The sequence below is a fragment of the Geodermatophilus sp. SYSU D00700 genome (assembly GCF_054050255.1).
On record NZ_JBJGZA010000018.1, the window covers coordinates 1 to 23,610 of the forward strand.

Annotated in this window: 24 protein-coding genes; 20 read left to right on the forward strand and 4 right to left on the reverse strand. The window is 75.3% G+C overall.

What is annotated here, in order from left to right; genetic code table 11:
* Positions 1 to 193: 193 nt before the first annotated feature.
* Positions 194 to 712 (reverse strand): Lrp/AsnC family transcriptional regulator, encoded by a 519-nt coding sequence (locus ACI79V_RS14340; protein WP_456874797.1) that lies wholly within the window; start codon positions 710 to 712, stop codon positions 194 to 196.
* A gap of 157 nt (positions 713 to 869) precedes the next feature.
* Here ACI79V_RS14340 and hppD point away from each other — a divergent pair, with 157 nt between their 5' ends.
* The 10 genes from hppD (at position 870) to ACI79V_RS14390 (ending at position 11,224) form a co-directional block, all read left to right on the forward strand.
* Positions 870 to 2,075 (forward strand): 4-hydroxyphenylpyruvate dioxygenase, encoded by a 1,206-nt coding sequence (gene hppD / locus ACI79V_RS14345; protein WP_456890283.1) that lies wholly within the window; start codon positions 870 to 872, stop codon positions 2,073 to 2,075.
* A gap of 318 nt (positions 2,076 to 2,393) precedes the next feature.
* Positions 2,394 to 3,476 (forward strand): sugar ABC transporter substrate-binding protein, encoded by a 1,083-nt coding sequence (locus ACI79V_RS14350; RefSeq protein ID WP_456890284.1) that lies wholly within the window; start codon positions 2,394 to 2,396, stop codon positions 3,474 to 3,476.
* 4 nt (positions 3,477 to 3,480) lie between these two features.
* Entirely contained in the window at positions 3,481 to 4,965 is a 1,485-nt protein-coding gene (locus ACI79V_RS14355; protein ID WP_456890285.1) for a sugar ABC transporter ATP-binding protein, read from the forward strand.
* Positions 4,962 to 5,987, forward strand: a complete 1,026-nt coding sequence (locus tag ACI79V_RS14360) for an ABC transporter permease (RefSeq protein ID WP_456890286.1) — start codon at positions 4,962 to 4,964, stop codon at positions 5,985 to 5,987. The genes ACI79V_RS14355 and ACI79V_RS14360 overlap by 4 nt, the downstream gene beginning before the upstream one ends.
* Positions 5,984 to 6,814: a mycofactocin-coupled SDR family oxidoreductase gene (locus tag ACI79V_RS14365; RefSeq protein ID WP_456890288.1), complete on the forward strand. Its 831-nt coding sequence runs from the start codon at positions 5,984 to 5,986 to the stop codon at positions 6,812 to 6,814. The genes ACI79V_RS14360 and ACI79V_RS14365 overlap by 4 nt, the downstream gene beginning before the upstream one ends.
* On the forward strand, positions 6,811 to 7,671 hold the full coding sequence (locus tag ACI79V_RS14370) for a mycofactocin-coupled SDR family oxidoreductase (RefSeq protein WP_456890290.1): 861 nt from the start codon (positions 6,811 to 6,813) through the stop codon (positions 7,669 to 7,671). The genes ACI79V_RS14365 and ACI79V_RS14370 overlap by 4 nt, the downstream gene beginning before the upstream one ends.
* Positions 7,672 to 7,681: 10 nt before the next feature.
* Positions 7,682 to 8,905, forward strand: coding sequence for an acyl-CoA dehydrogenase family protein (locus ACI79V_RS14375; RefSeq protein ID WP_456890292.1), 1,224 nt, complete (start codon positions 7,682 to 7,684; stop codon positions 8,903 to 8,905).
* Between the two features lie 83 nt (positions 8,906 to 8,988).
* Complete coding sequence (locus tag ACI79V_RS14380) at positions 8,989 to 9,894, forward strand: PaaX family transcriptional regulator (protein WP_456890293.1); 906 nt, start codon at positions 8,989 to 8,991, stop codon at positions 9,892 to 9,894.
* 39 nt (positions 9,895 to 9,933) lie between these two features.
* Positions 9,934 to 10,347 carry a TIGR03668 family PPOX class F420-dependent oxidoreductase gene (locus ACI79V_RS14385; protein WP_456874787.1) on the forward strand — a complete coding sequence of 138 codons (414 nt, stop codon included), beginning with the start codon at positions 9,934 to 9,936 and terminating at the stop codon, positions 10,345 to 10,347.
* Positions 10,348 to 10,363: 16 nt separating this feature from the next.
* Entirely contained in the window at positions 10,364 to 11,224 is an 861-nt protein-coding gene (locus ACI79V_RS14390; RefSeq protein ID WP_456890295.1) for an LLM class flavin-dependent oxidoreductase, read from the forward strand.
* 28 nt (positions 11,225 to 11,252) lie between these two features.
* On the opposite strand, the gene ACI79V_RS14395 is transcribed toward ACI79V_RS14390, so the two are convergent.
* Both ACI79V_RS14395 and ACI79V_RS14400 read right to left on the reverse strand, forming a co-directional pair.
* The gene (locus tag ACI79V_RS14395) at positions 11,253 to 12,533 is read right to left on the reverse strand and encodes a 3,4-dihydroxy-2-butanone-4-phosphate synthase (RefSeq protein ID WP_456890297.1); all 1,281 of its coding nucleotides are present in this window, start codon (positions 12,531 to 12,533) and stop codon (positions 11,253 to 11,255) included.
* A gap of 1 nt (position 12,534) precedes the next feature.
* Positions 12,535 to 13,038 carry a flavin reductase family protein gene (locus tag ACI79V_RS14400; RefSeq protein ID WP_456890299.1) on the reverse strand — a complete coding sequence of 168 codons (504 nt, stop codon included), beginning with the start codon at positions 13,036 to 13,038 and terminating at the stop codon, positions 12,535 to 12,537.
* A gap of 176 nt (positions 13,039 to 13,214) precedes the next feature.
* On the opposite strand from ACI79V_RS14400, the gene ACI79V_RS14405 reads away from it, so the two are divergent.
* The 10 genes from ACI79V_RS14405 to ACI79V_RS14450 all read left to right on the forward strand — a co-directional run bounded on the left by ACI79V_RS14405 (position 13,215) and on the right by ACI79V_RS14450 (position 22,841).
* The gene (locus tag ACI79V_RS14405; protein WP_456890301.1) at positions 13,215 to 14,087 is read left to right on the forward strand and encodes an alpha/beta fold hydrolase; all 873 of its coding nucleotides are present in this window, start codon (positions 13,215 to 13,217) and stop codon (positions 14,085 to 14,087) included.
* Positions 14,084 to 14,953, forward strand: a complete 870-nt coding sequence (locus ACI79V_RS14410; RefSeq protein ID WP_456890304.1) for an alpha/beta fold hydrolase — start codon at positions 14,084 to 14,086, stop codon at positions 14,951 to 14,953. The genes ACI79V_RS14405 and ACI79V_RS14410 overlap by 4 nt, the downstream gene beginning before the upstream one ends.
* Positions 14,950 to 16,413: an LLM class flavin-dependent oxidoreductase gene (locus ACI79V_RS14415; protein WP_456890306.1), complete on the forward strand. Its 1,464-nt coding sequence runs from the start codon at positions 14,950 to 14,952 to the stop codon at positions 16,411 to 16,413. The genes ACI79V_RS14410 and ACI79V_RS14415 overlap by 4 nt, the downstream gene beginning before the upstream one ends.
* 6 nt (positions 16,414 to 16,419) lie before the next feature.
* Positions 16,420 to 17,592 (forward strand): LLM class flavin-dependent oxidoreductase, encoded by a 1,173-nt coding sequence (locus tag ACI79V_RS14420; RefSeq protein WP_456890308.1) that lies wholly within the window; start codon positions 16,420 to 16,422, stop codon positions 17,590 to 17,592.
* 3 nt (positions 17,593 to 17,595) lie between these two features.
* Entirely contained in the window at positions 17,596 to 18,549 is a 954-nt protein-coding gene (locus ACI79V_RS14425; RefSeq protein WP_456890311.1) for an NAD(P)-dependent oxidoreductase, read from the forward strand.
* Between the two features lie 15 nt (positions 18,550 to 18,564).
* Entirely contained in the window at positions 18,565 to 19,593 is a 1,029-nt protein-coding gene (locus tag ACI79V_RS14430) for an LLM class flavin-dependent oxidoreductase (protein ID WP_456890312.1), read from the forward strand.
* A 9-nt stretch (positions 19,594 to 19,602) separates the two neighbouring features.
* A complete protein-coding gene (locus ACI79V_RS14435) occupies positions 19,603 to 20,712 on the forward strand; it encodes an amidohydrolase family protein (protein ID WP_456890314.1) in 1,110 nt (369 codons plus the stop codon).
* The gene (locus ACI79V_RS14440) at positions 20,709 to 21,128 is read left to right on the forward strand and encodes an iron-sulfur cluster assembly protein (protein WP_456890316.1); all 420 of its coding nucleotides are present in this window, start codon (positions 20,709 to 20,711) and stop codon (positions 21,126 to 21,128) included. The genes ACI79V_RS14435 and ACI79V_RS14440 overlap by 4 nt, the downstream gene beginning before the upstream one ends.
* Positions 21,125 to 22,126, forward strand: coding sequence for an amidohydrolase family protein (locus ACI79V_RS14445; protein ID WP_456890318.1), 1,002 nt, complete (start codon positions 21,125 to 21,127; stop codon positions 22,124 to 22,126). The genes ACI79V_RS14440 and ACI79V_RS14445 overlap by 4 nt, the downstream gene beginning before the upstream one ends.
* Positions 22,127 to 22,283: 157 nt before the next feature.
* A complete protein-coding gene (locus ACI79V_RS14450; RefSeq protein WP_456890320.1) occupies positions 22,284 to 22,841 on the forward strand; it encodes a hypothetical protein in 558 nt (185 codons plus the stop codon).
* 260 nt (positions 22,842 to 23,101) lie between these two features.
* Here ACI79V_RS14450 and ACI79V_RS14455 read toward each other — a convergent pair whose 3' ends face one another.
* A complete protein-coding gene (locus tag ACI79V_RS14455) occupies positions 23,102 to 23,557 on the reverse strand; it encodes a nuclear transport factor 2 family protein (protein WP_456890322.1) in 456 nt (151 codons plus the stop codon).
* Positions 23,558 to 23,610: the final 53 nt, after the last annotated feature.

Genomic DNA, 23,610 nt, shown 5'->3' on the forward strand with positions numbered 1-23,610 from the left:
CCCCCCCGCCCCCCGCCCCCCCCCCCCCCCCCGCCCGCCCCCCCCCGCCCCCCCCCCCCCCCCCCCCCCCCCCCCCCCCCCCCCCCCCCCCCCCCCCCCCCCCCCCCCCCCCCCCCCCCCCCCCCCCCCCCACGGGGTGAGCCCGGGCCGGCCGCACGGTGGGGTCGGGCACCGCGCGGTGGGCCCTGGCCGGTCAGCCCCCCGACGGCCCCGGCATCCCCGAGCGGCCGGCGCCCGGCGCGGCCTCCGACCGCAGCAGCGGCAGCGTGCGCCAGGGCACCAGCTCCGACAGCACCACGACGCTGGTCGAGCGGACCACCGCCGAGGAGCGGTTGAGGTCGACGAGCATCTGCTGCAGCGCCTCGTGCGAGCGGGCGGCGACCCGCACCAGGACGTCGCCGCTGCCCGTGGTCGCGTGCGCCTCCAGCACCCCGGGGATGGCCTCGAGGTCGCGGCGCACCGCGTCGATGGCGCCCTGGGCGATCTCCAGCGTGACGAAGGCCTGCACGCCGAACCCGGCCGCCCGCACGTCGACGTCGGGGCCGTAGCCGGTGACCACCCCGGCCTCCTCCAGGCGCTGCAGCCGCGCCGAGACGGTGCCGCGGGCCACGCCCAGCAGCCGGGAGAGCTCCAGCGGCCCGGCCGAGCGGTGCTCCCGGACGGCGGCGAGCAGCGCCACGTCGAGCGCGTCGAGCACGCGGCGGTCGGTCACGAGCGGTCCTCCTGCTGGTCCCGGTGACCAGGTCATGGCGCGGTCAGCTGGTCGTCCTGGTCAGTCGTACCAGCACCAGCGGTACCGGTTGCCCAGGTGTCCCCCGCGGGTGTGCAGTCCGGGGGACACCGACGACCCCCCGCGGGAGGAGACGGCGATGAGCCTCGAGCAGATCCTCAACGACGACGAGAAGCTGGCCGGCCTGCACGCCGACCAGCTGCAGCAGCTGGTCGGCCTCGTCGAGTACGACGCCTCGGCCGACCCGTTCCCGGTCAGCGGCTGGGACTCGCTGGTGTGGGTGGTCGGCAACGCGCTGCAGACCGCGCACTTCCTGCAGTCGGCGTTCGGCATGGAGCTGGTGGCCTACTCCGGCCCCGAGACCGGCAACCGCGACCACCACGCCTACGTGCTCCGCTCCGGCGCGGCGCGCTTCGTCGTCCAGGGCGCCTACGACCCCGACAGCCCGCTGGCCGACCACCACCGGCGGCACGGCGACGGCATCGTCGACATCGCCCTGTCGGTGCCCGACGTCGACCGCTGCGTCGCGCACGCCCGCGCCCAGGGCGCCACGGTGCTCGAGGAGCCGCACGACGTCTCCGACGAGCACGGCACCGTCCGGCTGGCCTCGATCGCCGCCTACGGCGACACCCGGCACAGCCTGGTCGACCGGTCGCGCTACTCCGGCGTCCACCTGCCCGGCTACGTGCCGCGCACCTCCACCTACCGCAAGCGGGACGGCGCGCCGAAGCGGCTGTTCCAGGCCGTCGACCACGTCGTCGGCAACGTCGAGCTCGGCGCGATGGACACCTGGGTCGACTTCTACAACCGGGTCATGGGCTTCACCAACATGGCCGAGTTCATCGGCGACGACATCGCCACCGACTACTCCGCGCTCATGAGCAAGGTCGTGGCCAACGGCAACCACCGGGTGAAGTTCCCGCTCAACGAGCCGGCGATCGCGAAGAAGAAGTCGCAGATCGACGAGTACCTGGAGTTCTACCGCGGGCCCGGCGCGCAGCACGTCGCGCTGGCCACCAACGACATCCTGGCCACCGTCGACGCGATGCGGGCCGAGGGCGTGGAGTTCCTCACGACGCCGGACTCCTACTACGAGGACCCCGAGCTGCGCGCCCGGATCGGCGAGGTGCGGGTGCCGGTCGAGGAACTGCAGGCCCGCGGCGTGCTGGTCGACCGCGACGAGGACGGCTACCTGCTGCAGATCTTCACCAAGCCGACCGGGGACCGCCCGACGGTCTTCTTCGAGCTCATCGAGCGGCACGGGTCACTCGGCTTCGGCAAGGGCAACTTCAAGGCGCTGTTCGAGGCGATCGAGCGCGAGCAGGCCCGCCGCGGCAACTTCTAGGAGGACCCCCGCACCGCCGAGTGAGCAGTCGTCGCTGCTCGACGCGGCGTGTCGGAGGGTGTCGTCGCTCGCAACTGCGCACTCGGGTCGCGAGGGAGCCGTTCCCGAACCCCACCACGGCCCGCGTCCCCGTTCCACGGACGGAGGACGCGGGCCGTTCGCGTGCCCGGACGGGGCGATCACGGACCGGAACCCCGGCGCCTCCATTGTGGCGACGGTCACTGCGTGCTACACATCCCTCGTCTTCATGACGAGCGTCACAGGGGCGCTATCCACGACGGCGGGGTCCGTCCCGGCCGGCAGACCGAAGGAGACCTCGTGCGCAGCAGGATCCGGGGACTGGTCGCGGCATCGACAGCGGTGGGCCTGGCGCTGACGCTGGCCGCCTGCGGGAGCGACGGCGAGGCGTCCGCCGGGGGCGGGGGTTCCGGCGGGACCCAGAACGCCGCGGACGGGGAGGGCGGCAGCGGGGACGGCGTCGGCTGCGCCGAGGCCGAGGGTGCGGTCGTCGGCTACAGCGAGCCGCTGCCCGACCCCAACTTCCTGTTCATCGAGCAGATCATCGAGCAGGCTCTGGGCGAGTACGGCGCCGAGCTGCGGCCGGTCAACGCCAACCTCGACCCGGGCAAGCAGGTGGCCGACATCAACACGCTGGTGCAGAGCGGCGTCGACGTGCTCATCGCCAACCCGATTGACCCCAACGCCACGCTGCCGGCGTTCGACCGGGCCCGCGCCCAGGACATCCCGATCATCGCCCAGGAGACCACCGTCGGCGGGCCGTTCTTCACCAACGTCACCGCCGACGTCGAGTCCGCCGCCGCCCAGGGTGCGCAGCTGCTGGCCGAGACCGTCGGTGACGGCCAGGTCGCCGCGCTCGCCGGACCCAACTTCGCCGAGGTCATCACGCGCGAGAACGAGGCGTTCGCGGCCGCCGCCGAGGAGGCCGGCCTCGACGTCGTCGACACGCAGGTCAACCAGCAGATCACCCCGCAGGCCGCGCAGGCGATCGCGCAGGCGTGGCGGGACCGCTACGGCGCCGACCTCGCCGGGGTGTGGACGTTCAACGACACCTCCGCGGTGGGCGTCGCGTCGGCGTACTCCGGCAGCGACCAGCGGCCGGCGATCGTCTCGATCAACGGCCAGCCGGAGGTCATCCCGCTCATCGAGAGCGGCGAGGTCCTGGCCACCTTCGACATCCAGCAGGACAAGATCGGCCAGGCGCTGGCCTACGCCGCGCTCGCGGCCATCTGCGGCTCCGAGGTCCCCGAGGAGATCGTCGTCCCGGTGGCGCGGATCGACCAGGCCAACGCCGGCGAGTACCGGCCGCTGGAGGAGCGGGTCGACGACCCCTTCGAGGTCTCCTTCGAGGAGCGCGACGGCCGCACGTACGTGGCCGGCTGAGCCCGTGACGGCGACGCCGCTGCTGCGCGCCCGCGGCATCAGCAAGCGCTACGGGGGCGTGCAGGCCCTCGCCGGCGTCGACCTCGAGCTGTACCCCGGCGAGGTGGTCGCCCTCGCCGGGGAGAACGGCTCGGGCAAGTCGACGCTGTCCAAGGTCCTCGCCGGCCTGGTCGTCCCCGACGCCGGCGAGGTGGAGGTCGACGGCCGGCCGCTGACCCCGGGCAGCACGGTGGCGTCGCTGGAGGCCGGCATCGCCCTGGTCAGCCAGGAGCTGACCGCGGTGCCGCACCTGTCGGTGGCCGAGAACGTGCTGCTGTCCCGGCAGCGCTCGCCGCTGTCGCGGTTCAGCCGCCGGCGCACCGTCGAGGCCGCCCGCGAGCACCTGGCCGCCGTCGGCCTGCACGTGGACCCGGCGCTGCCGATGGCCGCGCTGGCGCCGGGCGACCGCGAGATGGTCGAGGTGGCCAAGGCGCTGGCCACCCGGCCCCGGGTGCTCGTCCTCGACGAGGCCACCGCGCGGCTGCCCGACCCCGGCCGGCTGTTCGCCGTCGTGGAGCGGGCCGCCGCCCGCGGCACCGCCGTCGTGCTCATCACCCACCGCCTCGCCGAGATCTGCCGGATCGCCTCCCGCGCGGTGGTGCTGCGCGACGGCCGGCTCACCGGCCGGCTGGCCCGCGAGGAGCTCACCGACGAGCGCCTCACCGCGCTGATGGTCGGGCGCGACCTCGGCGACTTCTTCCACAAGCACGACCTCGCGCCGGGACCCACGGTGCTGGAGGTCGAGGACCTGGTCACCGACCGCTCGCCGGCCCCGCTGTCGCTGGCGGTGCGCGCCGGGGAGGTCGTCGGTGTCGCCGGCCTGGTCGGCTCGGGCCGCAGCGAGCTGCTCGAGTCGATCGCCGGCGCGCGCCGCCGGGTCGCGGGCACCGTCCGGGTGGCCGGCACGCCGCTGGCCGGCCGCGGACCGGCCGAGGCGATGGCCGCCGGCGTCGCGTTCGTGCCCGAGGACCGGTTCGCCCAGGCGCTGGTGCCCGGCGCCAGCCTGGTGACCAACCTGTCCATGCCGCACTGGCGGGTGCTCGGCCGCACCGACCGCCGCCGGGAGCGGGCACGGGCCGACGACGCGGTCGCCCGCTACCGCATCCGCTGCTCCGGGGTGGGCGCGCCGGTGCGCAGCCTGTCCGGTGGCAACGCGCAGAAGGTCGTCATCGCCCGCTGCCTGCAGGACGACCCGCGGGTCGTCGTCCTCGACGAGCCCACCCGCGGCGTCGACGTCGGCGCCCGCTCCGACATCTACGCCCTGCTCGCCGGCGCCGCCGAGCGGGGTGCCGCCGTCCTGGTCGCCTCCTCCGACCTGCCCGAGCTGCTGGGCCTGTGCGACCGGGTGCTCGTGCTGCACGACGGCGCGTTCGCCGGCGAACTCGACCGCGCGCAGGCCACGGAGGAGTCGATCGCCCTTCTCGCCCTCGGTGGAGGTCCGACCCGATGATGTCCGCACCCGCCGCCCTGCGGGGCCACCCGGCGGCGACCGGCGACGGCCCGCCCCGGCCGCCGTCCCGGTTCGGCCGGCTCAACAGCGCCACCAGCCAGTACGTCGGGGTGCTGGCGGTGCTGGCGCTCCTGGTGGTCGTGCTGGGCGTCACCCAGCCGCAGTTCCTCACCGTGCAGAACTTCGTCAACATCGCCGACCAGAACGCGGTGCTGCTGACCGTCGCCGTCGGCATGACCTTCGTCCTGCTCGTCGGCGGCATCGACCTGTCGGTCGGCGGGGTGCTGGCGCTGACCTCGGTGGTGCTGTGGCAGCTGCTGACCACCGGCATGTCACCCCCGCTGGCGATCACGCTCGCGGTCGCGGTGGCCTTCTTCCTCGGGTTCGCCGTCAACGGGATCCTGATCGGCTGGGTCGGGCTGTCCTTCCTCGTGGTCACCATCGGCACCGCCTACGTCTTCCGCGGCCTGGCGCAGGTGTGGACCGGCGGGCAGTCGCAGTCGATCTACCGGACGGAGTACCTCGTCTCGCTCGGCGCGGCCCGCTGGCTGGGCGTGCCGGCCGGGGTCGTCATCGCCGCGGTGGTGTTCGTGCTGGCGCTGCTGGTGCTCCGCTACACCGGCTACGGCCGGATGCTCTACGCCGTCGGGGGCAACGCCGAGGCCGCCCGGCTGGCCGGCATCAACGTCACCTTCGTGCGGGTGTCGGTGTTCGGCATCTCCGCCGGGCTGGCGGGCCTCGCCGCGATCATGGACACCGCCCGGCTGACCACCGCGTCGCCGGTCGCCGGCTCCGGGTACGAGCTGCTCGCCGGCGCCGCGGTGCTGCTCGGCGGCACCTCGTTCATGGGCGGGCGCGGGTCGGTGTTCGGCACCCTGCTCGGCGTGCTGTTCCTCGGCGTGCTGCAGAACGGCCTGACCCTGGCCGGGATCAGCCCGTTCTGGGCCTCGGTCGCCAGCGGCACCGTGCTCATCGCCGCGGTCCTGGTCGACCGGCTGCGCAACGGGGTGATGCGCTCGTGACCGGCCGGGTCGAGGGCAAGGTCGCGCTGGTCACCGGCGCGGCGAAGGGGCAGGGGAGGTCGCACTGCGTGCGGCTGGCCGAGGAGGGCGCGCGGATCGTCGCCGTCGACCGCTGCGCCGACCTGCCGGGCATCCCCTACGCGCAGGGCACCGCCGAGGACCTCGCCACGACGGCCAAGCTGGTCGAGGCCGCCGGCGGGGAGGTGGTCACCGCCGTCGCCGACGTGCGCGACCGGGCCGCGCTCGCCGACGCGGTGGCCGCCGGGGTCGAGGCCTTCGGCGGGCTCGACGTCGCCGTCGCCAACGCCGGGGTCATCCAGCTCAAGCCGGCCCTCGACGTCGACGACGACGACTGGGACACCGTGGTCGGGATCAACCTGGCCGGCACCTGGCGCACCGTGCAGGCGGTGCTGCCCGCGCTGGTCGAGCGCGGCGGCGGCTCGGTGGTGATCACCAGCTCCGCGGCCGGGCTCAAGGGGCCACCGGCGATGGCGCACTACGCCGCGTCCAAGGCCGGCATCCTCGGCATGGTCCGCTCGCTGGCCACCGAGTTCGGTCCGCAGCGGGTGCGGGTCAACTGCATCGCGCCGACCACCGTCGACACCGACATGGTGCACTGGCAGGGCGCCTACGACGTCTTCCGCCCCGACCTCGAGCACCCGACGCGGGCCGACGTGGAGCCGGTCTTCGCCTCGCTCAACGTGCTGCCGGTGCCGTGGATCGAGCCGCAGGACACCAGCAACGCGGTGCTCTGGCTCGCCTCCGACGAGGCCCGCTACGTCACCGGCACCGTGCTCCCGGTCGACGCCGGGACGGCGCTGACGTGAGCACCGCGAGCGCTCCCGGCCGGGTCGCCGGCACGGTCGCCCTGGTCACCGGCGCCGCCCGCGGCCAGGGCCGGGCGCACTGCCTGCGGCTGGCCGAGGAGGGCGCCGACGTCGTCGCCGTCGACCTGTGCGCCCCGGTGCCCGGCACCGACTACCCGCCCGCGACCGAGGCCGACCTCGAGGAGACCGCCGAGGCGGTCCGCGCCGCCGGGCGGCGGGCGGCCGCCCGGGTCGCCGACGTCCGCGACGACGCCGCGCTGCGGAGTGCGGTGGACGGGGCCGTGGCCGAGCTCGGCCGGCTCGACGTGGTCGTGGCCAACGCCGGGGTGGTGGTCGCCGCTCCCGCCGAGCAGCTGTCCGCGCAGGAGTGGCGGACGGTGGTCGACACCAACCTCACCGGCGTCTGGAACACGGTGAGCGCCGCGCTGCCGCACCTGCTCGCCCGGCCGGCCGGGAGCCCGTCGGCCAGCATCGTGGTGACCAGCTCGGCCAACGGCGGGATGAAGGCGCCGCCGCACCTGGCCGCCTACGCCGCCAGCAAGTTCGGCGTCGTCGGGCTGGTGCGGTCGCTGGCGCACGAGCTGGGCCCCCGGGGTGTGCGGGTCAACGCCGTGCACCCGACCGCGGTGAGCACGCCGATGATCCACAACGAGGCCACCTACCGGCTGTTCGCGCCCGAGGCCGAGCGACCCGGGCCCGCGGAGGTGGCGCCGGTGTTCGCCCGGTTCCACTCGCTGCCGGTGCCCTGGATCGAGCCGGTCGACGTGAGCAACGCGGTGCTGTGGCTGGCCTCCGACGAGGCCCGCTACGTCACCGGCGTCTCGCTGCCGGTCGACGCGGGACTGTCCGCCCGCTGAGAGGAGCCGCATGACCCTGCGGGACGAGGCCGCCGACCGCACGCTGCTGCGCGACACCGCGGCCCGCTTCGCCGCCCGAGAGCTCGCCCCGGCCGTGGCGCGGGCCGAGCGGGAGACCGGCGGCCACCTCGGCCGGGAGGAATTCCGGTCGCTGGTCGCCGCGGCGGCCGACCTGGGGCTCACCACCCTGCTGCTGCCCGAGGAGCACGGCGGCGGGGGCGGCAGCCAGCTGGACAACGCCGTCGTCGCCGAGGAGCTCGGCGCGGTCGACGTCGGCTTCGCCGCGGCGCTCAACCTCACCGCGACCGTGCCCGGGCTGCTCGTGGCCGCGGGCACCCCCGAGCAGCAGCGGCGCTGGTTCACCGCGCTCACCGCCCCCGGCGGGCACCTGCTGGCCGGGGCGCTCAACGAGCCCTCGGTGGCCGGCGCGGAGCTGTTCAGCCCGGTGCCCGACCCGGCGATCGGGGTGGCCACCCGGGCGCGGCGGGACGGCGGGGACTACGTCGTCTCCGGGGCCAAGGCGCAGTGGGTGACCAACGCCGGGGCCGCGGACACCTACCTGGTCTTCGCCCGCACCGACCCGGCGGTGCCCGCCGCGCAGGGGGTGAGCGTCTTCTGGGTGCCCGCGGACACGCCCGGCCTCGTCGTGGGCCCGCGCACGTCGCTGCTCGGCATGCGCAGCGGCTGGCACGCCGAGCTGGTGCTCGACGACGTCCGGGTGCCCGCCGACGCGCGGATCGGCCCGGAGGGCGGCGCGCTGCCGCTGCTGGGCAGCTCCACCCCGGGCATGGTCGTGGGCCTGGCCGCCGCGCTGGTGGGCCTGGCCCGCGCCGCGCTGGAGCAGACGCTGGCCTTCGTCGAGGGACGGCGCAGCTGGGGACAGCCGCTGCGCAGCCACCAGGCGGTGGCGCTCAAGCTCGCCGAGATGGCCGCCGACCTGCACACCGCCCGGCTGGTGGTGCACGACGCCGCCCGTGCCGTCGACCGGGTGGCCGCCGGGGAGGAGGACCCGGCCGCGCTCGCCGCCCGCGTCCCGCTGGCCAAGGTGCGCGCCGTCGACGTGGCCATCGCCAACGCCCAGCGCGCGGTCGAGCTGCACGGCGGCGCCGGGGTGACCGCCGGCGGTGGCACCGGCGGCAGCGCTCCCGAGCGGCTGCTCCGCGACGCCTGGACCGGCTACTCCTGCGACTTCCCCCGCGACGTGCTGATGCTCGGGGTCGCTGCCACCCTGTAGTCGGGTGGTGGCACCCTGAGCACAGCGCGGCAACAGCACGGCCCCGGCCCCGGCGCCGGGCGCGGGCGGGAGGAGGTGCGGTCGTGGTCCGGTCCCCGGAGGGTGCGGGCCCGGCGCGGGGGCGCTGGACCGGCGGCACGCCGTCCATGGCGGCCTCGCCGCTGCAGCGCGAGCGCGGCGGCCCCGGGCAGCCCCGCCTGCTGATCATGGACGTCTGCGGCGCCTTCATGCGGCCGCTGGGCGGCTGGCTCCCCGTGGGCCGGCTGGTCGGGCTCATGGCCGTCGTCGGCGTCGACGAGCAGGCCACCCGCTCGGCGGTGTCCCGCATGCGCCAGCGGGACCTGCTCGTCGCCGAGACCCGCCACGGGCAGCGCGGCTACCGGCTGTCGGACAAGGCGCTGGTCAGCCTGGACGAGTCCGACCGGCGGATCTTCTCCCGGGTGCACTCGGCCACCGTGGCCGAGGGCTGGGTGCTCGTCTCCTACTCCATCCCCGAGCAGGAGCGCGACAAGCGGCACCAGCTGCGCAGCCGGCTGGAGTGGCTGGGCTTCGGGATGCTCAACAGCGGGCTGTGGCTGGCGCCGCGCTGGATCCAGCCGGAGCTGGAGTCGGCGATCAAGACCCTCGGCTTCGAGGAGTACGTGACCGTCTTCGAGGCCCACCACCTCGGCTTCGAGGACCTGCCGGCCCTGGTCCGCCGGTGCTGGCAGCTCGAGGACCTCCGCGACCTCTACGTCGAGTTCCTCGGCACCGCCTCGACGACGGCGCAGCGGTGGCGCGACCGCCCGGGGGACGACCGGGACGCCTACGTCGACTACGTCTCGACCCTGCACCAGTGGCGCAAGTTCCCCTACCTCGACCCCGGCCTGCCGGCCGAGCTGCTGCCCGAGCGGTGGGAGGGGCAGCGTGCCGCCGACCTGTTCTTCGAGCTGCGCGACCGCCTCGAGGCGCCGGCCCGCCGGTTCGTGACCGACTTCGTCTCCGGCTGAGCAGGCCCGGAGGGCTCCCGCTCTGGTAGGACTGGCGGCGTGCAGACGGCGGAACTGCGCAGCCGCTTCGCCTCCAGCGCCGTCGCCCGGCTGGCCACCGTGCGGCCCGACGGCGCGCCGCACGTGGTGCCCGTCGTCTTCGCGCTCGTGGACGGGACGGTCTACTCCGCGGTCGACGCCAAGCCGAAGCGGACCCGCCGGCTGCAGCGGCTGGCGAACGTCCGCGCCGACGCCCGCTGCGCGCTGCTCGTCGACCACTACGAGGACGACTGGTCGCGGCTGTGGTGGGTGCGCGCCGACGGGACCGCCGCCGTCGTGGAGGACCCCCCGGCGGCGCACCCGGGGATGGCGGCGCTGGCGGCGCGGCACGCGCAGTACCGGACCGAGCCGCCGGCCGGGCCGCTGCTGGTGGTCACCGTCGAGCGCTGGAGCGGTTGGTCGAGCACGTCCTGACCAGGAGGAGGAACAGGTGGAGATCGGCATCGGCATCCCGAACAGCGTCCGGGGCACCACGGGCCCCCAGCTGCTCGAGTGGGCGAGACGGGCGGAGGGCGCGGGATTCTCCAGCCTGGCCTCGATCGGCGCGGTCTCCTATCCCAGCTACGAGGAGCTGACCGTCTTCGCCGCCGCCGGTGCGGTGACCGAGCGCATCCGGTTCCTCACCAACGTCCTCATCTCCCCGGCCCGCAGCACGGCGGAGCTGGCCAAGCAGGCGGTCACCGTGCAGGAGCTCACCGGCGGGCGGCTGACCCTGGGCCTGGGCGCCGGCTGGCGCGACATCGACTACCGGCTCACCGGCCGGGACTTCGCGGCGCGCGGGCGGCTGTTCGACGAGCAGCTGGCCGACCTGCACCGGGCGTGGACCGGCGAGCCGATCGTCGAGGGGACCCGGCCGGCGACGCCGGAGACCTCCCACCCCGGCGTGCCGCTGCTCATCGGCGGCAACACCGAGGCGGCCATCCGCCGCACGGTCGAGTACGGCATCGGCTGGACCGCCGGCGGCCTGCCGCCGGAGATGACCGCGCCGTTCCTCGACCGGGTCCGGACCGCGTGGCGCGAGGCCGGCAAGGAGGGCTCGCCGCGGTTCGCGGCGCTCGTCTACTTCTCGCTGGGGGACACCGAGGAGGCGTCCCGGCGCTACCTCCTCGACTACTACGAGCCGATGGGCCGCGAGACCGCGGAGATGATCGCCGGCAGCGCGCTGCGGTCACCGGAGGCCGTCCGTGAGGCCATCGCCGGGTTCGCCGAGATCGGCGTCGACGAACTGCTCCTCGACCCCACCGTCCCCGACCCCGGGCAGGTGGACCTGCTCGCCGAGGTCGCGCTGTAGGCCGCGTCCCGGTGGGGCGCCGCCCGGGTCACGCCGGCCGCGCCGCGCCCTCGGCCTGCTCGACGCCGATGCCGAGCCGGCCGAGGGCCACCAGCGCGCCCGGGTCGGCCCCGGGCAGCCGGACGGCGCGCAGGCCGAGGACGTGCAGCGCGTCGGCGACCGCGTCCCAGCGCGGTACGGGGTGCCCGGCGCGGTCGCTGCCGGCCCGCTCGGGGCTGGTCCCGGCCGCATCGGCGGCGGCATAGCCCGCGAGCAGGTCGAGGACGCCGGTGCCGTCGGCGCGCTGGTAGAGCAGCAGGCCGCGTCCGGCGGCCACGACGTCGGCCAGCGCCGTCTCCAGCCGCTCGCCGCAGTCGCACCGCCGCGAGCCCAGCGCGTCGCCCAGCAGGCACTCGACGTGCACCCGCACCAGCGGGGGGTCGGCACCGGCGGCCAGGTCGCCCAGCCGCAGCGCGAGCACCTCCACCGTGCCGGCCGCCGACACCAGCAGCTCGGCGGTGAACCCGCCGGCCGGCACCGGCAGCCGGGTGGTCGCGCCGACCCGGACCGCGCCCTGGTGCAGTCGCTGGTGCACCAGCAGGTCGTCCAGCCGCAGCAGCGTGAGCCCGTGCCGGCGGGCCAGCGCGGTCAGCTCGGCGTCCGGGTCGGCGTCCGGCTCGGACCGGCCGCCCACCTCGCAGACCACCGCCGCCGGGGGCAGGCCGGCCAGCTGCACCAACTCGACGGCGGCCTCGGCGGGTCCCCCGCCGTCGAGGAGCCCGCCGGAGCGGGCGATGAGGGGGAAGACGTGTCCCGGCGAGCGCAGGTCGGCCGCGACCGTGCCGGGCGCTGCCAGCACGCCGATGGTGCGCAGCCGGTCGGCCGGGGAGGCGCCGGAGGAGGTGCCCGCGGCGTCGACGCTCACCGCGTACACCGTGGCCTGGGGGCGGCTCTGGTCGGCCACCATCGGGGTCAGGCGCAGCTCGGCGCAGCGGCGCGCCGGGAGCGCGACCCCGACCAGCCCGGTGCCGAGGTCGGTGAGCAGGCCGAGGGCGGCCGGCCCGACCGCGCCCGCCGCCTGCACCAGGTGGCCGGTGACCCCGTGCGGCCGGGTGTCGACGACGAGCACCGGGGCGCCGCGGCGCAGCGCGGCCACCGCCCCGGCCACCAGCTCCACCGACGTCCCGGCCGGCCGGGGCGGGGGAGGGGCGTCGCGGCCGACCCGGGCGAGCAGCACCTCGAGGAACGGCGAGTCCGGGTCCAGGCCGAGCTCGCGTGCGGTCGCGGTGCGCCACGGGTCCCCGGCGGGACGGTCGTCGCCGGTGGCCACCTCAGCCCCGCACGGTGGTGAAGCGCCCGGCGGAGAAGACCAGCGGGTCGCCGTCGGCCGCCCCGCCGTCGACCACCCGGCCGAGGACGAGGTCGTGGTCGCCGGCCGGGTGCACCGCGACCGTCTCGCAGTCCAGCCAGCCCAGCGCGTCGGCCAGCAGCGGGTGCCCGCCGGGGCTGGTGGTCCACGCGTCGCGGTCGCCGTAGCGGTCGGCGCCGCGCCGGGCGAACAGCCGGGCGAGGTCCTCGTGGCCGCTGGCCAGGATGCTGACGGTGAACCCGCCGGCCCGCCGCAGGTCCGGCCAGGTGGTGCTGCTGTGCGCGGCGCAGAAGCACACCAGCGGCGGCTCCAGGCTCACCGACGTGAACGAGTTGACCGCCATGCCGACCGGCCGGCCCCCGACCGAGGCCGAGACCACGACGACGCCGGTGGGGAAGCGGCCCAGGATGCGCCGGAACGCACCGGCGTCGACGCCGGTGCCCTCACTCGTCGCCGTCCGCGGCATCGCGCCTCCCGGAGTGCCGTCCTGTCGCGTCGTCATGACGGTCGTCACACGACCGGCATGACCGAGCGTCCCGCCGGGACGGCCTCCTGTCAACGCGGAGGAGCTCCGTCGAGGACTTGACCAGACCCCCGCGACTGCTACTTTCATGACGGTCGTCACAGAAACGGAGGGTCCGCGTGGAGGTCCTCGACGGCCGGTCCGTGGTGGACGGCCTGGCCACCCACCACCTGGAGGCCGGCCCGCCCGACGGTCCCACCGTGCTGCTGCTGCACGGCGGCGCGTGGGGCGAGTGCGCGCGGACCACCTGGACCCGGACCGCCGCCGACCTGGCCGACCGCGGGCTGCGCGTGCTGGCCCCCGACTGGCTGGGCTTCGGTGAGAGCGCCAAGGTGCGCGACTTCGAGGACCTCGCCGGGCGGATGCTCACCCACCTGGCGGCGTGGCTGCGGTCGGTCGGGGCCGGTGAGGTCGACGCCGTCGGGCTGTCGATGGGCGGGTCGCACCTGCTGCGCGCGCTGACGGCCGGACCGGCGCTGCCGGTGCGGCGGCTGGTCCTCGTCAGCGCCGGAGGTCCGCCGATCGACCGGTCCACCGGCGCCCGCCTCATGTCCTACGACGGCACGCCCGCCTCGATGCGCGAGCAGGTCCGGCTCGCCGTCGCCGACCCCCGCTGGGCCGACGACGAGGCCTACGTGGCGGCGCGGCAGGCGGAGGCCACCCGGCCCGGGGCCTACGAGTGGTTCGCCTCCCTCGCCGTCCGCGCGCCCTGGGCCCCGCCGCCGCCCGGCGACACGGTGCCCTACGAGCGGATCGGCGTCCCGACACTGGTGCTCGCCGGCGGCCGGGACCCGCTTAAGCCCGCGGGCTTCGCCGAGGCCGTGGCCGCGCGCATCCCCGGTGCCCGGCTGCACCTGTTCCCCGAGGCCGGGCACCTGCCCCCGCTCGAGGCCGCCGAGGAGTTCTCGGCCGTTCTCGGCGACTTCCTCGCACCCACCCCCACGAGCACGGTGGGCGCGCCCGCCCTGCAGGACAGGAGCCTCCCGCGATGACCGCAGCGCCGGCGCAGCCCGCCACCCCGACCCGGCACGCCTGGTACACCGCACCGGAGCGGGTGACCGTGCGCGGCACCGAGGTCGCCCACCGCCGCGCGGGCAGCGGCGAGCCGGTGCTGTTCCTGCACGGGCACTGGCTGACCGGCGTGTGGTCGCCGTTCCACCGCGCCCTCGCCGACCGCTGCGACGTGGTCGCGCCCGAGCTGCCCGGTTTCGGCGACTCGCCCGGCGCGCCGCACCTGACCACCCGCCCGGACATGGTGCTGCTGCTGCGCGACCTCCTCGACGCGCTCGGCCTGGACTCGGTGCACGTCGCCGGCTACGGCCTGGGCGCCTGGATCGGCGCGGACCTCGCGATCTGGGCACCGGGCCGGGTCCGCAGCCTCGCCGTCGTCGCCCCGTTCGGCCTGCGGGTACCCGGGGCGCCGGTCGCCGACGTCTTCGCCATGGACCCCGCCCGCTACACCGACGAGTACTTCAACGGCTCCGACGAGGGCTTCGCCGACCTGGTGCCAGGGGTGGGCACGCCGGCCCAGGGCGGTCCCGAGGGCTACGCGCACCGCTACGGCGAGCTCGGTGCGGCCGCGGCGATGATCTGGACCCGCCGCTACGACCTCAAGCTCGAGGAACGGCTGCCGCTGCTCGGGCTGCCCGCGCTGGTGGTCGGCGGCGGCGCCGACCACGTCGTGCCGCCCCCGCACCTGCGGGCCTGGGCCGGCCTGCTCGACGCCCGCCTGACCGAGCTCGACGGTGCCGGTCACGCCCTGCTGCTCCAGCAGCCCGACGCCGTCGCCACCGCCCTCGCCGACCACGTCACCGGCACCGTCAGCAGCACCGCCACCGCCCGGGAGGACGCACGATGACCGACGCCAGCCCCACCGCCGTCCCGGGCCCGGCCGCGGAGCCGGCCGCGCAGAACCGGCTCGAGTTCTACAACTTCCACCTGATGCCCTACCCCTACATCCCGCCGGGGGAGGACCTCGAGTCGACCTGGGTGACGCTGCCCAACACCTACTTCGACCCGCAGGTGGCCTACAAGCTCTACAACGAGTACCTCGAGCAGCTCGTGCTCTCGGAGAAGCTCGGCTACGACGGGGTCATCGTCAACGAGCACCACCAGAACGCCTTCGGCACCATCTGCGCCCCCGACGTCTGGGCCGGCTGGCTGGCCGCGCGGACCTCCGCCATCCGCATCGGCATCATCGGCAACGCGCTCCCGCTGCACCGCAACCCGCTGCGGGTGGCGGAGGAGATCGCGATGCTCGACATCGTCTCCGGCGGGCGCATCATCTCCGGGCACGTCCGCGGGATGGGCGCCGAGTACCACTCCTCCGGCCAGGACCCGACCACCTCCAAGGGCATGTTCTGGGAGGCGCACGACCTGATCCTCAAGGCCTGGACCGAGCCCGGCCCGTTCACCTGGCAGGGCGTGCACTACGACATCGAGCACGCCAACATCTGGCCCCGGCCGCTGCAGCAGCCGCACCCGCCGGTCTGGATGCCGGGCACCGGGTCGACCGACACCATCGACGAGGTCGCCAAGCGGCGGTTCTCCTACATGCAGACCACGACGTCGAACTGGATCACGAAGAAGTCCTTCGCGACCTTCCGGCAGATCTGCGAGGAGAAGTACGGCTACACGCCCTCGCCCCAGCAGCTGGGCCGGGTCGTGCCCACCTACGTGGCCGAGACCGACGAGCAGGCGCGGCGGGAGTTCATGCCGCACGCCATGTGGTTCTTCCGCACCGGCCTGAAGGTGCCCATGCACCACCTCATGCCCCCGGGCTACAACACGGCCGACTCGGTGCTGCGGACCATCCGCGGCCGCCAGGCTGCCGGCGTGAAGAACTTCTGGGAGCTCAGCTACGACGAGCTCATCGATCAGGGCTACATCATCGTCGGCTCGCCGCAGACGGTCGTGGAGAAGTACGCCCAGCAGGCCGAGGAGTACGGCCTGGGCATGGCGGTCAGCGCCGGCGGCCACCTCGGCTCCATGCCGCACTGGATGGTGCAGAAGAACATGTACCTGATGGCCGAGCAGGTCATGCCGGCCTTCCGCGCCGCCGACGGCAAGCCCACCTACGCCCGCCAGGGCGGTCCCCGCACGCTCAGCGAGATCGCCGCCACCACCGCCGCGCCCAAGACCCAGCCGGTCATCCGCCTGGCCAACGGCACCGACGTGCCCACCGCGCTGGCCCACCTGCCCGAGATCGCCGACACCGCCGACACCCGCCCACCGGGGGCGGGGGCCGGCGGGAACGGGCACGCGCCGACGGCGGCGGGCACCCCGGCGCCCGGCGCGCCGGTGCCCGCGGGGAGCTGAGCGGCCGTGGCCGCCCCGACGGCGCCGGTGGCCGCTGCCGCCGACACCACCTCCGACCCCGACGCCGGACGACGGGTGGACAAGCGGTCGACGCCGGTGCTGGGCAGCCCCTCGCGCCTCAAGCTCGGCGTCTTCTCGGCCAACATGGCCGGCGGGGCCAACCTGACCCGCTCACCGGCGGCGCTGCGGATGACCTGGCCGGAGAGCCGCGAGGTGGCCCGGCTGGCCGACGCCGCCGGTCTCGAGGCGATGATCCCGGTGGCCCGCTGGCGCGGCATGGGCCGGCCGGAGGAGCGGGCCGGACACCGGTCGTTCGACACCTTCACCTGGGCCGCCGCGGTGGCCGCGGTGACCGAGCGGATCCAGGTGTTCGCCACCTTCCACGTGCCGGTGCTGCACCCGGTCGCGGCGGCCAAGCAGATCGCCACCGTCGACCACGTCTCCGGCGGGCGGTTCGCGCTCAACGTCGTGGCCGGGTGGAACGAGGACGAGTTCCGCATGTTCGGCATCGAGCAGCGCCCGCACGACGACCGGTACGCCGTCGCGGGGGAGTGGGTCGAGTTCCTCGAGCGCATCTGGGCCGCCGACGAGGAGTTCGACTTCCACGGCCGCCACCTCTCCGGCACCCACGTGCTCAGCGAGCCCAAGCCGCTGCAGACCCCCGGCCCGGTGGTCATGAACGCCGGGTTCAGCCCGTCCGGGCAGGCCTTCGCCGCCCGCCACGCCGACGTGACCTTCGCCCTGGTGCCCTCGGTGGCCTCCGCCGCCGGCGCGGTGGCGCAGATCAAGCAGCGGGCCGCCGAGCACGGCCGCGACCTGCGGGTGTTCACCGCCGCGCACGTCGTCTGCGCCGACACCGACGCCGAGGCGCGGCGCCGCTTCGACGAGATGGTCGAGGTCCACGGCGACCGGGACGCCGCCCGCAACGCCCTGCGGCTGCTGGCCCCCAACTCCGCCAGCGCCGACTTCGACCAGGGCATGGCCGCCTCCGCCATCGCCGGCTTCTTCGCCCTGCCCCTGGTCGGGTCGCCGGAGACGGTCGCGCAGGGGATGGCCGAGCTCTCCGGCGCCGGGCTCGACGGGCTCGCGCTGTCCTGGCTGGACTACACGGAGGGCCTGCACCAGTACCGCGACCAGCTGCTGCCGCTGCTGGTCCGCGACGGGATCCGGGCGGGCTGAACGGTGCGCGTCCTCGTCCCGGCCGACTGCCCGCCCGAGGCCCTCGGGGAGCTGCCGCCCGGCGTGCGCTGCGACCCGTGGCCGCTGGACGCGGCGCCGGACGTCCCGCCGTCCGAGGTCGGGGCGCTGGTGCTCGACCCCCGGTACCGCGGCGCGCTGGCCGACCTGCTGCCGGGGCTGACCGGGCTGCGGCTGGTGCAGACGATGAACGCCGGCGTCGACTGGGTGCCGCCGCTGCCCGAGGGCGTCGTCCTGTGCCGGGCCGGCGGCGTGCACGAGGGCCCGGTGGCCGAGTGGGTGCTGGCCGTGGTGCTCGCCATGGAGAAGCGGCTGCCGCACTTCCTCGCCGAGCAGCGGGCGGGCCGCTGGGACGCCTCGGCCAACCTCGCCTTCGCCGTCGACGGGCCGGCCGCCGGCGACCTCGCGGCGTCGACCGCGGTGGTGGTCGGCGCCGGCGCGATCGGGACGGCGGTGGCGCAGCGGCTGCGGGCCCTGGGCACGACCGTGCACGGGGTCACCCGGTCCGGCCGCGACGGCACCGCGACCCCCGACCAGTTGCCCGTGCTGCTGCCGGCCGCCGACGTCGTCGTGCTGCTCGCCCCGGCGACCCCCGAGAACGTGGGCATGGTCGACGCCGCCTTCCTCGCGGCCATGCGGCCCGGCGCGCTGCTGGTCAACGCCGCCCGCGGGACGCTGGTCGACACCGGCGCCCTCGTCGACGCGCTGCGGGCCGGGCGGGTGCGCGCCGCCCTCGACGTCACCGACCCCGAGCCGCTGCCCCCGGACCACCCGCTGTGGACCTGCCCCGGCCTGCTGCTCACCCCGCACGTCGCCGGCTCCTCGCCGCACTGGCGGCAGCGCGCGTGGCGGCTGGCGGGCGAGCAGCTGCGCCGGCTCGCCGCGGGCCGGCCGCTCGAGCACGTCGTCGTCCGCCACCCCGTCCCCAGCCCCGCCTGAGCGAGAGGACCCGCCATGACCGCAGCCGACGGCCCGCCGCCCGGTGGCATGCCGGTGATGCCCCCGGTGCCCGACATCCCGGCCGACGGGCCGGTCCGGGTCGGGGTGTTCGTGCCCAGCGGCATCCCCGACGTCGACCCGCGGGTGCTGCTCGACTGGGCGCGGCTGATCGACGCGGGGCCGTGGTCGTCGCTGGCGGTGACCGACCGGGTCGCCTACGCCAACCTCGACCCGCTGATGACCCTGGCCATGCTCGCGCCGCTGACCGAGCGGGTGACGCTGTCGACGTCGATCCTGCTGGCCGGCCTGCGCAACCCGCACACGCTGGCCAAGCAGGTGGCCACCCTGGTGCGCATGGCGCCCGGCCGGGTCTCCCTCGGTGTCGGCGTGGGCGCCCGGCCCTGGGACTACGAGGCCACCGGCCAGGTGTGGGAGGAGCGCGGCCGCATGCTCGACCGCGCGATGGAGGTGCTGCTGTCGCTGCGCGAGACGCCGGGCGAGCAGTACCTCGGTCCCCGGCTCGGGGACGTCGAGGTGCTCGTCGGCGGCGCCAGCGGGCCCGCCCTGCGCCGGATGCTCGCCTACGGCAACGGCTACGTCGCCGGCGGCATCAAGCCCGAGTTCTTCGCCTTCGAGGCGGCCGCCGCGCTGGGCGCCTGGGCCGGCGCCGGCCGGCCCGGACGCCCCCGCATCGTGGCCGGCTCCTGGGTGGCCCGCTCTCTCGACCCCGACGACGGGGCCAGCCGCTGGCTGGCGTCGTTCTTCCGCACCGGCGCGCCGCCGATGATGGTCAACGCGGGCGTGTGGCGCGGCGCCGACGGCGTGCGCGCGCAGATCGAGACCTACGCCGCGCAGGGCGCCGACGAGGTGGTCCTCTTCCCCTGCGTCGCCGACCTCGCCGAACTCGAGTGGCTCACCGAGGTGGTGGCCGGGCTGCCCGAGATCAAGGTGGGCACGCCGACGCCGCGCCCGCCCACCGCCCCGCCGCCCGACGTCGTCCCCGGCACCGCCGACGTGGTCGTCGGCGGCGGCCGCCCGGACTGAGGAGGCCCCGTGCTCCCCGACGGCACGCCGGTGGTCAACGCGGTCGCGCACGCCTACAACCTGTCCCCGGACAACGCCCGCGGGCCGATGGGGGAGGCGGTGCGCCGCGGCTTCTACGGCATCCACGCGCACTTCAACCCACCGGAGTGGGTGGTGCCCGAGGAGACCTTCTGCACCGACCAGAGCGCCGAGCTCCTGGCCGGCACCCACTTCGCCGAGAGCGACGTCGACCTGCTCGTCTACCACGTGCTGCGGCTGGACAGCCTGTTCGCCGACGGGCTGTGCTCGCTGGACAAGGCGGTGGAGCTGCAGCGCCGCTGGCCCGACCGCAGCATCGTCTACCTCGGCCTGGACCCGACGCTGGGCCTGCAGCGCTGCCTCGACGACCTCGACGAGCAGGCCGCGCTGCTGCCCGGGGCGGTGGGCGTGAAGCTCTACCCGGACCAGCTGGCGCCCTACCGGACCTTCCGCATGGACGACCCCGAGCTGGTGTTCCCGCTCTACGAGCGGGTGCTGGCGATGGGCCTGAAGGTGGTCGCGGTGCACAAGGCGCTGCCCAACGGCCCGGTGCCGCTGGGGCCCTACCGCATCGACGACGTCGAGGGCGCGGCCATGCACTTCCCCGCGCTGCAGTTCGAGATCGTGCACGCGGGCATGGCCTTCGTGGCCGAGACCGCGCTGGCGCTGGCCCGCTTCCCCAACGTCCACGCCAACCTCGAGATCACCACGATGCTGCTCAACAAGGCGCCGCGGCTGTTCTCCGAGGCCATGGCCGAGTTCCTGTTCTGGGGTGGCCCGGGAAAGCTGCTCTACTCCGACGGAGCGCTGTTCGCCCACCCGCGGCTGGGCCTGGAGGCCTTCGCCGCCTGGCAGCTGCCCGAGGACCTCCAGGACCGCTACGGCCTGCCCCCGCTGTCGGCCGAGGACCGCGCCGGCATCCTCGGCGGCAACCTGGCGCGGATGCTCGGCATCGACCTGCCCGCACGGCTGGCCGCGGTCGCCGACGACGAGTTCGCCCGCGCCCGCCGGGAGCGCGGCGGCCCGGCCGAGCCGTTCAGCACCTGGTCGCGGCTGGCCGGCACGGCCGTGCCCGCCCCGCTCGCGGAGCGTGCCGCGTGAGCGGGCCGGTGGAGCTGCTCACCGTGCCGGGGGCGGGCCGCCCGGGCCGGGCCGACGACGCCGCGGTGGCCGCCGCCCTCGAGCAGGTCGTCGACCCCTGCTCGGTGGCCCAGGGCACGCCGCTGTCGCTGCCGGCGATGGGGCTGGTGCGCGGCTGGCAGCTCGCCGACGACGGCCGGCTCGTGCTCGACGTGGCGGTGACCGCCCCCGGCTGCGGCTACCTGGGTGTGTTCGCCGACGCCGCCGCCCGCGCGCTGGCGGGCCTGCCCGGCGTCACCTCGGTGACCGTCCGGCTCGACGCCGCGCTGGTGTGGACCGAGGACCTGCTGCGCCCCGACGCCGCCGCCGTGCTGTCCGCCGGGCGCGAGCGGGTGCGCGAGCGGCTGGCCGCCGGGAGAGGGGCGGTGCGCCCGTGATCGGCGACATCGTGGTGCTGGACGCCGCCGTCCACCTGCACGACATGAGCGAGGACAACCTCACCGACGACGCCGTCCGCGCCGCCGGCGGGCACGACCCGCGCCGGCTGCCGCTGGCCATGGGCGAGGCGCTGCGCCCGCTGCACGGCGCCGACGTCGACTTCGCCACCCGCACCGGCGTGGTCGAGCAGGGCCGGATGCTGTTCGAGCAGTCGCCCACCGACCTCGCCGTGGCCCAGGTGGTGCCGATCTTCGACGGCTACAAGGACTGGTGGGCGCCGGTCGAGCTGCAGGCGGAGTTCGTGCGCGCCTTCCCCGACCGGGCGTTCCTGTGCGGCGGGGTGGACCCGCGCTTCGCCGGGCTCGACGCGGCGCTGGAGCACCTGGAGTGGCAGGTGCGCGACCTCGGCGCGGTGTCGCTGAAGTTCTACAACGGGCACGTCGAGCGGTCCTGGCGCTGCGACGACCGGGAGCTGGCCTACCCGCTCTACGAGCGCGCCGCCGAGCTGGGCATCCGCGTGCTGCAGTTCCACAAGGGCTTCCCGTTCGGGCTGGAGAACATCGAGGACGTCCGCCCCAACGACCTGCAGCGGCCGGCGCGCGACTTCCCCGAGCTCGACTTCGTGATCCACCACCTCGGCGTCCCGTACTTCGAGGAGACGGTGTCGATCGCCGCGCGCTTCCCCAACGTGCACCTGTGCCTGGGCGCCAACCTGGCCTTCACCCCGATCGCCCCGCGGCAGGTGCAGGAGCAGCTGGGCCGGCTGCTCGCCCAGGTGGGCGCCGACAAGCTCAGCTACGCGTCGGAGGGCTTCCTGGCCGGACCGCCGCGGCCCTACCTCGACGCGGTCATGGCGCTGGAGATCCCCGAGGACCTGCGCACCGGCTACGGCTGGCCGCAGATCACCCACGAGGACAAGCGCGGCCTGCTCGGCGCCAACATGGCCCGGCTGCTGGGCATCGACCTGACCGCCGCCGCGGCCCGCGCGGGCGGTTAGCAGCGGTCGCGCGAGATCGGCGATCTCGTGGCCATCAGCTGCCCATCGCCACGAGACCGTCGATCTCGCGGGGAGTCGATCGGGACGCGCCGGGCGGATCGCCACCGGCGCTCACTACCTCGTTCACGCCCCGGCAGCGGAGTGCCACAGTTGCGGAATGGCTCGAGGAGCCGCCACCTACGCGCGCCCCAAGTGGCGACGCCCGCCCACCCTCGGCTACCCGGCCGCGCTGGACGCGGTCGGGAACGTCGCCGCTCCTCTGCTCGGGGGATTCAGTCTCGCGTCGACGGTGGTCGTGGCCGACGACGCGGCCAATTTCCGGTGGCCGGGCTGGGCGCTGCTGGCTCTGACGACCGCCGCGGTACTGCTGCTCAACGCGGTGCAGTGTGGCTTCCATGCCCGTCGCTACCTGTGGTCAGCCGACGACGCGAACAACTGGATGCCCGACCTGAAGGACCATGCGGGCTGGGAAGAGCACCTGCAGCAGCAGCAGCACGAGGACTACGACTCGTGGCGCCAGTGGGTCAAGTGGACTATTCGTCTGTACAACGCGGGCATCGTGGCGCTCCTGGCCGGCCTCGCCCTTGCACTGCCCCCGCCACACGGAGATGGTCTCCAGCAGACCCTGCGCTGGGTCGCGTTCGCGATAGCCGTCACCGTGGCTCTCGTCGAGTTCGCATGGACCGTCAAGGCCACGTGGAGGGGGCAGCCGTGACAGCACCACCGATGCGGAACCAGTGCCCGTGCTGCGACGAGGGTTCCCTGCCGCACTTGCCAGGCTGCCCGTACAGCGACCTCGGGATCCCAGACGCCTTGCGCACGCACCGCACACTCGGCGAGCCGCGATGCGAAGACGTCGCCGAACGACGACAGGCGCCGCGCGCACCCACCTGACGGAGGCCGGCCGGAGGGTGTGCGCGCACGCCGGGTCCAGGGGGCGGAGACCCGGCGTGCGCGCACACGCTCGGGGGAGCGCTAGCCGACCGGTGCGGCCGAGGAGCGCCAGGTGGGCATGCCCTCGAAGAAGGCGTCCCAGGCCGCCTCGTCGTAGGCCATGTGCTGTGCCTCGACGAGCCGGCCGTCGCGGACCCTGAACACCACGGCCTCGGGGACGTCGAGGGTGCGGCCGTCGGGACGGCGGGCGGTCACGTGCGCCAGCGCCACGACGTGGTCGTCGCTGCCCAGGTAGTCCACCGGCGCGGCGTCGTAGGTGCCCTCGGTGAACGCCATGATGTCGCCGAAGTTCCGCAGCACGCCGTCCATCCCGATGGTCGTGCCACCGGCCGGGCTCGAGCCGGTCACCGTCCACACCATGCCCTCGTAGTCGAAGAGCTCGTGCACGGTCGCCATGTCCCCGGTCTTGAACGCGCGGTGCGCGCGGCGCACGAGGTCGGCGTTGGGGTGCTCGTTCGGGGTCGGCTCGACCGGCATGGTCGCCTCCGGGTCCGGGCTGGCTCTCGCCAGGTGTGGTGTGTTTGTGTGAC

What these genes read in the sequence shown, in the direction of transcription:
- ACI79V_RS14430 (WP_456890312.1), top strand. Translation starts at nt 18,565, where the DNA reads ATGACCGCAGCCGACGGCCCGCCGCCCGGTGGCATGCCGGTGATGCCC.
- ACI79V_RS14410 (WP_456890304.1), top strand. Translation starts at nt 14,084, where the DNA reads ATGACCGCAGCGCCGGCGCAGCCCGCCACCCCGACCCGGCACGCCTGG.
- ACI79V_RS14450 (WP_456890320.1), top strand. Translation starts at nt 22,284, where the DNA reads ATGGCTCGAGGAGCCGCCACCTACGCGCGCCCCAAGTGGCGACGCCCG.
- hppD (WP_456890283.1), top strand. Translation starts at nt 870, where the DNA reads ATGAGCCTCGAGCAGATCCTCAACGACGACGAGAAGCTGGCCGGCCTG.
- ACI79V_RS14375 (WP_456890292.1), top strand. Translation starts at nt 7,682, where the DNA reads ATGACCCTGCGGGACGAGGCCGCCGACCGCACGCTGCTGCGCGACACC.
- ACI79V_RS14455 (WP_456890322.1), bottom strand. Translation starts at nt 23,557, where the DNA reads ATGCCGGTCGAGCCGACCCCGAACGAGCACCCCAACGCCGACCTCGTG.
- ACI79V_RS14360 (WP_456890286.1), top strand. Translation starts at nt 4,962, where the DNA reads ATGATGTCCGCACCCGCCGCCCTGCGGGGCCACCCGGCGGCGACCGGC.
- ACI79V_RS14415 (WP_456890306.1), top strand. Translation starts at nt 14,950, where the DNA reads ATGACCGACGCCAGCCCCACCGCCGTCCCGGGCCCGGCCGCGGAGCCG.
- ACI79V_RS14400 (WP_456890299.1), bottom strand. Translation starts at nt 13,038, where the DNA reads ATGCCGCGGACGGCGACGAGTGAGGGCACCGGCGTCGACGCCGGTGCG.